The following is an 11,799-nucleotide window of genomic DNA, read 5'->3' as shown; positions in this document are numbered from 1 at the left end:
AAGGAGGATGCTCTTCTTGCCGAAGTATTTACTGCGTTTGCTCTGCTTTACCCTGATCCTCGGAGCCCTTCCGGTCATTGTTATTGGTTCGGTCTCGTATACGATTGCATCACGTGACATTGAACAGAAAGTGCGTGAGAGCAATCTTCAGATATTGCATCAGACCCAAATGCGGGTAGAACAAGTTCTGCGCAGCCTGCAATTATCATCCATCCAGTATGTCAATTCGCCTCTGGTACTCCAAGCGATGAAGAAACCGTTGGACAGCAGCGAATTTCAGGAGATTCGTGATCTGACCTCCGGTTTTAACAACTTGCAAGCGGTTACGAATATTGACCAAGCCTATCTGGTTAATCTGGATGAAGATTGGGTTGTTTCGATGCGTTCTTTTGGCAAATTGGATGATTTCAGCATTCGAGACCGAATTGGCTCCTACCTAAGTTATACCAACAGCCTGTTCTGGGTCACTCAGAATGCCAGTTCAGCGAAAGAAAGTGTACCTGTGTCAGCAGGTATGGGTGAACTAACACCCGAACAGGCACCTGCTCTTATATCATCGGATAATGTGGTCAGTATGGTATTCAAAATTCCGATGATACCAACCAATGTGAAACCAAAGGGATTTCTTGTGATTGATATCGCCGATACGGAACTGAGTACCTACTTGAGTCGAAATACGAATTCTGGAGATATGTACGTTCTGGATCGGGAACAGAAGTATTTTCTGAACGATATGCAGCAGGGTGGGAAATATGACACGCTGAATAAGGAAATTCAGGAAATGGTGCAAACGACGGGCCAGTCAGAGGGTTTCTTCAGTGCGGAGGTGGAAGATAACCAAGTAGCGGTTAGTTATAGGCAATCTCCGCTCAACGGCTGGTTATACGTGTCCGTTGTATCTCTTGGACAGATCACGGCCCAGTCACAGAAAATTGCATTGGTTACCGGTGTCGCTACACTGGTCATGTTATGTGGAACGGGATTGGTCGCCATATACGGCAGTCGGCGGATGTACTCACCGATCTCCAGACTGCTGCAATTTACGAAGGGTTTGGATTCCCCAGTTGTTCCGTCAGGACGCCGTCAGGATGAATTTATCTATATTGAGGAGCAATTGTCAACCTTGTTCAGCTCGGAGAAAACGATGCGTGAGCAGATGAAGGGGCAGCATGTGCACCTCCAGGAGTTTTTTATGACCAAACTGCTGACAGGTAAAATCTCGGAAGAAGATTTCAGATATCAGGGAGAATTGTACGATTTCCCGACAGGGTGGGCGAGTCTTGGCGTACTCATGCTCCAGATCGATACCTTGGAAGGGACCCGATATGAGGAACAGGATCGCGATCTGCTGCTGTTTGCCGTCAACAATATGGTAGGTGAGCTCCTTCCTTCGGCAGTTCGGTTCACCCCTGTCATGCTGGATGATGCTCAGGTCACCGTACTTGCCTCCGAACTGACGGATGAGGTGAAGCTGAAGGAATGGATGCATACCCAGGCAGACTGGATTCGCGAACGTGTCGTGACCTATCTGAATCTGCCCGTAAGTATCGGCATCAGTCGTTTCTACACTTGTATCGGAGATACGCCAAGAGCGGTTCAAGAGAGCCGAGAGGCTCTGAAGGGCCGGGTAAGTCTGGGCAGCCGTATTATTTTGCATTACGAGGATATTCAGCCACGTGGTCAGGTGGAGGCCGCATTGTATACCCAGTTACGCATGATTGAAGATCAACTGGCCTCTGCGCTCAAGCAGGGAGATGAAGAAAAGACTGACGCGTATTTTACGCAATATTTGGGGCTGCTTGCCGATAAAAAGCTTCATTTCAGTGAATACCCCGTCATTATGGTTCAGTTATTGTCTCGTGTATATCAGCTTGTGCAGGAGCAAGGTGGAGATGTGGCTGAAGTGCTGGGTGAAAAAGCATCCATGTCACATTTGCTGAAGTTGTCCACATTGGACGAAATGACCAATTGGTTCCGCAAGCGGCTGTTCCAGCCTGTTATCCGTTTCTGGCGAGAGCAGGAAGAATCCCAATACATGAACATTGCGAGACGCATGATTCGCTTGATCGAGGAACGTTATGATCGTGAATTGTCGCTGGAAGCCTGTGCCGCTGAGCTTAATTTTCATCCTGTATATCTAAGTCGGGTATTCAAGAAGGAAGCGGGTGTCAATTTTACGGAATATCTGGCAGAGTACCGTATGGAAAAAGCAAAGACCTGGCTGCAAACAACAAATCTGAAAATATCGGAGATTGCCGAGAAATTAAACTATACCAATCCAACCGCATTTATCCGTACGTTTCGCAAAATCACAGGAACAACTCCTGGCAAGTACCGGGAGCAGCAGCGATAAAACAAACCTGCTCTGCCTGCCATGGCAGGCAGGCTTTTTCATGTCCAGGTGTAGGGAGAAAACTGCTTTTCTCCATGAAGTTAAGACAGGAATATGGAGGTTGAAAGCAGTTCATTGCGCCGTTAGATTCTGTGAGGGAAATGAGCTAAACCCTTGCTACATAAGGAAAAACAAAAGGCTAAAACGAGACGATAGCCAGTCATTCGTTTATCCGCCACAATGAAGACATGAATTCAGGAAGTGATATTTTGTAATCGTTTCCAATGTGGGGAGGAAGACAATATGAAAGCCGAAACGGCGGCTCGAACACGGCCCGCTACCCGCAGTGACAAAAACCTGCTGTGGAGAGACATTATCAAAAACCGGTGGCTGTATATCATGTTAATACCCGGTGTGCTTTACTTTGTTATTTTCAAATACATACCCATGTATGGCATCACAATGGCTTTTCAGGATTACACCCCTTACAAGGGCATCTTGGGGAGTGACTGGGTAGGATTCAAACATTTTCAGCGTTTCTTCAGTGAACCGCAGTTCTGGACATTATTTCGGAATACGTTTTTACTTGCCATTTATAACATTGTGTTCTTTTTCCCACTGCCGATTGTACTGGCACTCATGATGAATGAAATACGCCGTGAACGGTTCAAACGATTTGTACAAACGCTAGTCTACGTTCCACACTTTGTTTCCTGGGTTGTTGTTGTCGGTGTGTTCTACATGCTGTTCACAACAGAGGGCGGTGCCATAAACGAATTGCTCTACAACCTGACGGGGCAAAAGGTGGCTTTCCTGCTTGAACCGGGATGGTTCCGAACGATGATTGTCGGACAATCCATCTGGAAAGAGGTTGGTTGGGGCACAATTATCTTCCTGGCGGCGCTTTCCGGTGTGGATACACAGCTCTATGAAGCTGCACGGATTGATGGTGCCAATCGCTGGCGCCAAACCTGGCACATTACGCTGCCGGCCATTCGCAGTACAATCGTCATTTTGCTCATTCTGCGTCTGGGCAATTTTCTGGATACAGGCTTTGAACAGATCTTCCTGATGCTGACTCCGACAAACCGGGATGTGGGCGAGGTATTCGATACCTACGTGTACACGAAGGGGCTTACCCAGGCACAGTACAGTTATAGTGCTGCTGTCGGGTTGTTCAAATCGGTTGTCGGGCTGGCGCTTGTCCTTGGTGCCAATACGCTGGCCAAAAAATTCGGGGAGGAAGGCGTCTACTAACCTTTGGGGGCAGACGTTCTTCACCAGACAGGAGTGAACATTAAGATGCAACAGGATAAAACGTGGGGCAACCGGATCTTTGATTTTGTGAATCACGGCTTGCTGCTGTTGATTGGAATTGTGACGGTCATCCCGTTCATTTATATTTTGGCCGTCTCATTTACCAGTCCACATGAAGTGGCTAAGGGAGGATTCATTCTTTTTCCAAAAGAGTTCTCTCTGGCTGCGTACCGTTACATTTTCTCTACAGATACCTTGATTCGCAGTCTGGGCGTATCGGTCTATATTACGGTGATCGGTACCTTCATTAATCTGTTGTTTACGTCACTTATGGCGTATCCGCTCTCCAGAAGATATTTGCGTGGACGCCAGCCCATTTTGCTCGGTGTATTGTTCACAATGCTCTTCAGTGGCGGGATGATTCCAACATACTTTGTCGTGAAATCTTTGCACCTGACGGATACGTTATGGTCGCTGATGTTACCTACCGCTATTAGTGCATTTAACTTGATCGTACTCAAAAACTTCTTCCAGGCCATTCCCGACGAACTGGAGGATGCAGCCAAAATTGATGGATGTAACGATGTCAGCGTATTGTTCCGGATTGTACTGCCATTGTCCATGCCAGCCATGGCGACATTTTCACTCTTTTATGCGGTGGCCCACTGGAACAGTTTCTTCAGCGCTGTTATCTATATCAACGATAGTGAGAAGTGGCCTGTCCAAGTCTGGCTACGTGAGATTGTCATTCTGGCACAGAGCCGAATCGGAGACACAAGTATCGAAGAGACCGAGATCCAGCCGCTTACCATTCGCATGGCCGTTATCGTGTTCTCCACAATTCCGATTATGCTGGTATATCCATTCCTGCAAAAGCACTTTGCTAAAGGAGTGATGCTGGGTTCGGTGAAAGGTTGAGTCGGCAGATGGTTCATAGTCAGTTCAGTATGACTGCATAAAAAAGGGAGGTTTTCATGTGATGAAAGCAACAAAAAAGAAAGCCGTAGCTGTCTTGAGCACACTGGCACTGGTGACAGGTTTGCTGGCAGGATGCGGATCAGACGAGGGTCAGGCTGCCGAGGGCGGCGTACAGAATGTGTCCATAGCCATTGCACAGGTGGGTGATGTGCCAAGCAAAGGCAATGAGGTTCAGCAAAAGATTGAAGCGTACACCAATACCAAACTGGATATCCAGTGGATTCCGGCTTCAGCCTACAATGACAAAATTAACGTGATGATCGCCTCAAGCGATATGCCAAAAATTGTGAAAGTACAATATAACCCAACGGTGACGAGCGCGATGCGTAATGACGTGTTCTGGGAAGTGGGACCTTTGCTGAAAAATTACAAAAATCTGTCGGCACAGAACGAGCGTTTCTTTGACAACATCAAGGTAGAGGGCAAAATCTATGGGGTTCCAGTATTCTCGGATATTGCGCGGGCTACAGTGATCTATCGCAAGGACTGGTTCGAGAAGCTGAATCTTAAGGTGCCAACGACACCGGATGAATGGTACGAAACGATCAAGACACTGGCAACCTCCGATCCGGATGGAGATGGTCAGGATAATACGTTTGGGCTGATGCTTTTCAAAAAATATAATGAGGACCAATATTCCTTCACGACGCGCCTTGGCGTAAGTTTTGGTGCACCTAACAAGTGGAAGGTTGAGGACGATGGCAGCTTCACACCGGAATTCATGACACCAGAATATATGCAGGTGCTGGATCTGCTGAAACGTTTGTACGATGAGAAACTGCTAAATCAAGATTTTGCCGTATTCGACTCTACGGAAGCGGAGAAAAAGTATGATTCCGGTGTTGTGGGTATCCGTGTTGGTGTTGCGCAGAACGGAAAAAGTCAGCAAGAGCGTCTGTCCAAAAACAATCCGGATGGTGTGGTAGACATCGCTGGTTTGCTTGGAGCGAACGGAGATCGTGTTGCAGGACAGACGGGTAACTCGGGAATTCTGGCATTCCCTAAATCGACGGTGAAATCGGAAGAGGAACTGAAGAGTCTGCTCTCCTTCCTGGATAAACTGATGGACCCTGAGATGGCTACCCTGCTGATGCGTGGTATGGAAGACAAACATTACACCAAAGTGGGCGAAGATCAGGTGGAGATGAGTGACTTCGATGCATTCCAGCGTGAAGTGAAACCTTACCGTGACAATCTTCCTTATGTTGAAGGATATAACGTACCGAAATTGAAGGATACCGAGCTGGGTGAAAAAGGTACGGCACTTGCCAAGGAACTGGCGGAGCATGCTGTGCCAAACCCTGCGCTGACGTTATATTCTCCAACGTATGGTGACCGTGGGGCAGATCTGGATCAGGTGATTGCCGATGCACAGACCAAATACATTATGGGCAAGATCGATCAAAGTGGCTGGGAAAAGGAAATCGAGAATTGGGGTAATGCAGGTGGAAACAAGATTCGTGAGGAATATGCCGAAGATTACAAAAAACAGGCTCAATAAAGAGCCGGAAGCGGAGGCTTGATCATGAAGGAAACATTGCAATTCACATCGGTGCGCATGGCACAGCAGTTCATGGAAAGTTATCGTAACCATGAGCTGTACTCCACTTGGCATTATGAGAACGGCTGCTTGCTGAAAGCACTGGAGGAGCTGTACACGCACACGGGGGAGCAAAAGTATTTTGACTACATCCGTGAGCTGATGGATCATTTCGTTCAGGAAGATGGCTCGATTCGCTCCTATACAGTCGAGGAATATAACCTGGATCAGATCAATCAGGGCAAATCGCTGTTCCTGTTATCGGAGAAAACGGGAGAGGAGAAGTACCGCAAAGCTGCGGATTTGCTGATGACTCAGCTTAAAGGACAGCCACATACGAGTGAAGGCGGGTTCTGGCACAAAAAGATATACCCTTTCCAGATGTGGCTGGATGGATTGTACATGGCTACTCCGTATCTGACCCAATATGGCGCAGTGACGGGTGAAGAGAAGTGGTTTGACAAGGCGGCTCTGCAGCTCTTGCTGGTGGAGCAACGTACACGTGATCCGCGTAGTGGTCTCTTGTACCATGCCTGGGATGAGAGCAAAGAGCAGCGCTGGAGTTCGGGGGCAACGGGATGTTCTCCACATGTCTGGAGTCGGGCAATGGGCTGGTATGTGATGGCGGTTGTGGATACATTGGACCATCTGCCGGTAGATCATCCGCAGCGCGGGCAGATTGTGGGTATCTTCGAACGGGTAGCAAACGCACTTGTGCATGTGCAGGATCAGCAGACCGGACTATGGCCACATCTGTTGGATCAACCGGGACGAGAGCGGAACTATCTGGAGGCTTCCGGGACCTCCATGTTTGTCTATGCATTGGCCAAAGGTGTGCGTAAAGGATATCTGAGTGGCAAGTTCAAAGCGATTGCGGAAAAAGGTTATCAGGGTCTGCTACAGCATCTGTTGCAAACGGACCGTGAAGGCGTGTTGTCCTTGACGCAGTGTAACGGCGGAGCCGGTCTCGGAGGAAGCCCGTATCGTGACGGGTCCTATGAGTATTATGTGACCGAGTCCATTCGGATCAATGATCCGAAGTCGGTCGCTCCGTTCATTTTGGCGGGAGTGGAGATTGAACTTTACAAGTCCAATTAACATGTACATGAGAACGAAGAGGGCAGAAATAATCTGAGGAAGCGAAGCGTTCGCCTAAAAGCTTTCTGAAGGAAAGCTACATCGGAAGCATAGGCTATCCCCGGATTTTCCCCTTTGTTTAGAAGGGAATCAAAAAATCTGGGGATAACAGCGATCTGAAGGTTGTTCTGTCATCGGAGTGGTCTGTGTACATAACCTTATCAAAAGGAGAGATGGTTCATGAGTCCAAAAGGTCCAATGTCCCGTTTAGGCGGAATCGTTGTAATTGGTGCTATGTCCGCTGGATTGCTTGCAGGTTGCGGGGGAGAAAAAGCACCTGCTGCAGGGGAAGGTAAACTTCCCATTTCCATCTCTTTAATGCAGGTAGGTGATATACCGGCCAAGGAGAACGGGATTGAACAGAAGATTGAGGAATACACGAATACAGATGTTAATGTACAGTGGATTCCGCAGTCTGCTTTTGATGATAAGGTGAACGTGATGGTTGCTTCAGGCGAGATGCCGACCATTATGCGTGTCAATTATGTACCGACAACGTTTAATGCCGCCAAAACGGGATTGTTCTGGGAACTGGGGCCATACTTGAAGGATTATAAAAACCTGTCTGCCCAATCCGAGGCTTATTTTAACAATATCAAAATTGAAGGCAAGGTCTACGGTATTCCGAACTTCCGGGATATTGGACGGACTGCGATCGTATATCGCAAAGACTGGTTTGATACCTTGAAGCTGGATATACCCAAAACGCTGGATGACTGGTATGAAGTGATGCGCTCCATGCGAAAGGACGATCCGGACGGGAATGGTAAGGAGGATACGTACGGTGCACTGCTCTTTAAAAAGTATAATGAGGGTGTCTCTTCCCCACTGACGCGGATCGCTGTAAGTATTGGCGGTGTCAACAAATGGGGTGTGGATGATGATGGGAAACTGACCCCGGAGTTCTTGACCACCGAATATGTGGATACGATGAAACTCTTCAAGCGACTGTTCAACGAGGGATTAATTAATAGTGACTTCCCTGCCCTGGACCCTTCTGATGCGGACAAAAAAATGGATTCCGGCCTGGTTGGCATGAAGCTGAATGGTGTGGCTCAGAACGGAAAGTCCTCTCAGCAACGGCTTACGCCTAATGCTCCGGATGGAGAGATTGATGTGGCTCCATTCCAGGGAACTGATGGTATTCGTATCGCCGGGGAGCCAGGAAACTACGGAATGCTGGTCATTCCGAAGGCATCCGTTACGGATGAGGAACAACTGAAGAAGGTCCTTACGTTCCTGGATCAGTTAATGGATGAGGAATTAAGCACGTTGCAGCTCCGTGGATTGCTCGATGTGCACTACACCAAGACTGCTGATGGCAAAACCGAACTCAAAGATTTTGATGCTTATCAGCGTGAAGTGAAGCCATATCGGGATAATTTGTTAAGCATTGAAGGTTATAACGTGCCTGAACTGGTCGATGTTCCCATTGGTATGAAAGGTACAAAAATGGCGCGTGAGAATGAGCAGTATGCCATTGCTAATCCGGCACTCACCTTGTCTTCGGCGATCTATACCGAGCGTGGTCAGGAACTGGATCAGATGATCTGGGATGCGCAGACCAAGTACATTATGGGTAAAATCGATGATGCTGGTTGGGAGCAGGAAATCGCAAGCTGGAGGAAAGCCGGTGGTGATCAATTGATCACGGAATTGGAAGCATCCTATGAGGAACTGAACGGAAAATAAAACTGGGCTCAAGCAACGATTGCCAAAGCGTATAAAAAAAACTTGATCTCAGGTTACCAGGACGGAACGTTTCGTCAAAATGGCAAAATCACGCGTGGGGAATATGCAACCATACTTGCCCGTGCGACTGGACTGGAGAGGGTAGAGGGCCAGAATCCCTTTGCTGATCTCAAGGGACATTGGTCTGAAGCGGCGGTTAGCCAGCTTGTAGGACAAGGATTCCAAAGGAACCGATCTCGAGTCGCTTGCCAGACAAAACCGGTTGGATGAGAAGGCAACGGTATTTCTGAGGGACGGTTATATTGTAGTGAATATTAATATCGAAATTTTGCGCAGTGGCAATACGAATGCACCGCATCTGCAATATATTCATGCACCGTTGATGAATCAGTGGCAAATGGAAGGTTTCGATAAGAGCCCGGTAGATGTTCAGGGGAGAAGCTGGCCGATGCAAGATGGGGACGTGGTTTTGTACCACGCGGATCAATCCAGCCGGAATGATTTCCAATCCCAGGTACCACATTAGAGAGATATCGTTTTACCCATAAAGAAGGCAGGCGTAATGTGAACCTACATGACGTTTGTCTTCTTTTGTGTAATTCGGATTATGGTTGGGCAGCAGAACGGGTATAAAGGGTAAGGAGCACTCGTACCATCCATATTCATCAATTTCAACAATTTTCTCAACGAGAGGGGAACAACACACATGATTGAAGAGGATAAGCAGGAACTATTGATTTCAGAAGATACATACAAAGGAAGAGATTTAGGTGTCACATTAGAAGCACAGTCCTGTCGCTTCAAAGTCTGGTCACCGTTAGCCGTTCAGATGGAACTACTTCTGTACCCACCTTTGACAGGGGGGAGCCCGGAGGAAGAGCCCAATCAACGGAAACAGCAGGCGTTACCTATGCAAAAGAAAGAACAAGGCATCTGGGTGCTGGAACTGAAGGGTGATTTAAGTAGCTACCGTTACATGTACAAGCCTACTTTCGAAGATGGACAATCAACGACTGCTGTGGATCCATACGCACGAGCGGTCACCATGAACGGAGAAATGGGTGTAATCGTCAGACTGGAGCAGACGCATCCCCTTGGGTGGAGTAAGGATATTCGCCCTGAATTGACCAGTCCTGTAGATGCAGTCCTGTACGAACTGCATGTACGTGATTTTTCCATTTACCCATCATCTGGTGTAACGAATAAAGGCAAATACATGGCTTTTACCGAGACGGGTCTGCGTGATTCGGAGGGCAACACACTGGGGATCGATCATTTGGTTGAACTCGGAATTACCCATGTGCATCTGCTCCCCGTATTTGATTTTGCGACGGTCGATGAATCCAGAGTGGATGGTGATACGACGGATGACTCCAACTATAACTGGGGATATGATCCACTTCATTACAATGTCCCGGAAGGTTCCTATGCATCACGCGCAGATGATCCGGAGACCCGAATTCGTGAGTTCAAATCAATGGTGCTTGCGCTTCATAACAAGGGAATAGGTGTCATTATGGATGTGGTATATAATCATACGTTTGATACAGCAGGCAGCTCTTTTGAAAAACTTGTACCAGGGTACTACTATCGTCAAAACGCCGATGGGACCTATAGCAATGGTTCAGGTACGGGCAATGAGGTGGCTACTGAACGCTCCATGGTTCGTAAGTTTATCATCGACTCGGTCCGTTACTGGGCAGAGGAGTACCATGTGGACGGTTTTCGATTTGACCTGATGGGCCTGATCGATACAACTACAATGAAACAGCTTGCAGCGGAGTTGCACACCGAAGTATCCCCATCCATATTGCTGTATGGTGAACCATGGGGTGCACTGGATTCGCCACTTGGAGATGATATGACCCTAAAAGGAACGCAGCGCGGGGCGGGTTTTGCTGTGTTTAACGATAATTTCCGCGGAGTGATTAAGGGAGACAGTGATGGAATGGGTACTGGATTTGCGACGGGCGCGGACGGGAAAGAAGACGAATTGTGGACTGGCGTCCGGGGAGCCATTCAGGATTTTACGGATGGTCCATCCGAGACGATTAACTATGTAACAGTGCATGATAATCTCAACCTGTGGGACAAAGTCGCACGTACACAAGGACTACATGATACCTTGAATTTCCTCACCTATGACGAGGATGGAAGTATCCGCGGATGCCAGAGTGTGGAAGAGGCAGTAGAGAAGGCCAGGCCTTACCTGCAAATCGATTCGGAACACATTCTGGAGAATGAGACCGTTAGGCGTTGTCTGCTTGCCAATGGTATCGTTCTAACCTCCCAGGGTATTCCCCTGATCGCGGCTGGAGATGAGCTGCTTCGCAGCAAATACGGGGACGCCAACAGCCACCAGAGTGGAGACGTGGTCAATGCCATACATTGGGAGCAGAAGAAGCTGTTTAAGCCAGTATTTGATTATTATCGTGGGCTGATCCGTCTTCGGCGAGAACATCCAGCCTTTCGGCTTCGTACACGGGAAGAGATCGAGAAGCATGTTCGTTTAATCGAAAAAGGTAATGGGCTGCTAGCGTATGAATTGAAAGGTAAGGCTGCCAACGATTCATGGGAACGCATTGTTGTCATCTATAATGCGGCAAAAGAAAACCGTGACCTCTCTGTTCCGACAGGGACATGGAATGTGATTGTAGAAAAAGGACAAGCAGGCGTCGATACGATACGTACCATACAGGACGGACAGGTAAGTGTGAATGCGATATCCCTAACGGTGATGTATTCCAATTCCTGATGAACGCAATGCTTGCCAAGAATTGAAGGTTCCAACAAACCATTAGTAAAATCGCTAACAAGGATACGTTCAAGATATCCAATCAAATCTAATCAAATAAATTGAGAT

General features: G+C 47.8%; 8 protein-coding genes and 1 pseudogene. All 9 read left to right on the top strand.

The features are described from left to right. Positions 1 to 16 precede the first annotated feature (16 nt). The 9 genes and pseudogenes from J7E78_RS00785 to pulA all read left to right on the top strand — a co-directional run bounded on the left by J7E78_RS00785 (position 17) and on the right by pulA (position 11,691). Positions 17 to 2,353: an AraC family transcriptional regulator gene (locus J7E78_RS00785; RefSeq protein WP_215074493.1), complete on the top strand. Its 2,337-nt coding sequence runs from the start codon at positions 17 to 19 to the stop codon at positions 2,351 to 2,353. Between the two features lie 282 nt (positions 2,354 to 2,635). Further along, the gene (locus tag J7E78_RS00780; RefSeq protein ID WP_215074492.1) at positions 2,636 to 3,589 is read left to right on the top strand and encodes an ABC transporter permease; all 954 of its coding nucleotides are present in this window, start codon (positions 2,636 to 2,638) and stop codon (positions 3,587 to 3,589) included. Between the two features lie 45 nt (positions 3,590 to 3,634). Continuing rightward, positions 3,635 to 4,507 carry a carbohydrate ABC transporter permease gene (locus J7E78_RS00775; protein WP_062835838.1) on the top strand — a complete coding sequence of 291 codons (873 nt, stop codon included), beginning with the start codon at positions 3,635 to 3,637 and terminating at the stop codon, positions 4,505 to 4,507. Positions 4,508 to 4,568: 61 nt separating this feature from the next. Beyond that, positions 4,569 to 6,068 (top strand): extracellular solute-binding protein, encoded by a 1,500-nt coding sequence (locus tag J7E78_RS00770; RefSeq protein WP_215074491.1) that lies wholly within the window; start codon positions 4,569 to 4,571, stop codon positions 6,066 to 6,068. A 24-nt stretch (positions 6,069 to 6,092) separates the two neighbouring features. Next, positions 6,093 to 7,205 carry a glycoside hydrolase family 88/105 protein gene (locus tag J7E78_RS00765; RefSeq protein ID WP_215074490.1) on the top strand — a complete coding sequence of 371 codons (1,113 nt, stop codon included), beginning with the start codon at positions 6,093 to 6,095 and terminating at the stop codon, positions 7,203 to 7,205. 219 nt (positions 7,206 to 7,424) lie between these two features. Continuing rightward, positions 7,425 to 8,936: an extracellular solute-binding protein gene (locus tag J7E78_RS00760; protein WP_215074489.1), complete on the top strand. Its 1,512-nt coding sequence runs from the start codon at positions 7,425 to 7,427 to the stop codon at positions 8,934 to 8,936. A 15-nt stretch (positions 8,937 to 8,951) separates the two neighbouring features. After that, positions 8,952 to 9,206: pseudogene (locus J7E78_RS00755) on the top strand (S-layer homology domain-containing protein); the annotation flags it as partial. 37 nt (positions 9,207 to 9,243) lie between these two features. Next, positions 9,244 to 9,462 (top strand): hypothetical protein, encoded by a 219-nt coding sequence (locus J7E78_RS00750; protein ID WP_251034735.1) that lies wholly within the window; start codon positions 9,244 to 9,246, stop codon positions 9,460 to 9,462. A gap of 180 nt (positions 9,463 to 9,642) precedes the next feature. Further along, a complete protein-coding gene (pulA, locus tag J7E78_RS00745; protein WP_215074487.1) occupies positions 9,643 to 11,691 on the top strand; it encodes a type I pullulanase in 2,049 nt (682 codons plus the stop codon). Positions 11,692 to 11,799: the final 108 nt, after the last annotated feature.

Source organism: Paenibacillus polymyxa, assembly GCF_018614975.1.
Lineage (GTDB): Bacteria > Bacillota > Bacilli > Paenibacillales > Paenibacillaceae > Paenibacillus > Paenibacillus polymyxa_E.
Note: the sequence above shows the minus strand (reverse complement) of the source record. Positions and strands in the feature narration are given on the sequence as shown.

Excerpts from the sequence above, each read along its gene's own strand:
- J7E78_RS00780 (WP_215074492.1), top strand. The coding sequence starts at position 2,636 with ATGAAAGCCGAAACGGCGGCTCGAACACGGCCCGCTACCCGCAGTGAC.
- J7E78_RS00775 (WP_062835838.1), top strand. The coding sequence starts at position 3,635 with ATGCAACAGGATAAAACGTGGGGCAACCGGATCTTTGATTTTGTGAAT.
- J7E78_RS00770 (WP_215074491.1), top strand. The coding sequence starts at position 4,569 with ATGAAAGCAACAAAAAAGAAAGCCGTAGCTGTCTTGAGCACACTGGCA.
- J7E78_RS00765 (WP_215074490.1), top strand. The coding sequence starts at position 6,093 with ATGAAGGAAACATTGCAATTCACATCGGTGCGCATGGCACAGCAGTTC.
- J7E78_RS00760 (WP_215074489.1), top strand. The coding sequence starts at position 7,425 with ATGAGTCCAAAAGGTCCAATGTCCCGTTTAGGCGGAATCGTTGTAATT.
- pulA (WP_215074487.1), top strand. The coding sequence starts at position 9,643 with ATGATTGAAGAGGATAAGCAGGAACTATTGATTTCAGAAGATACATAC.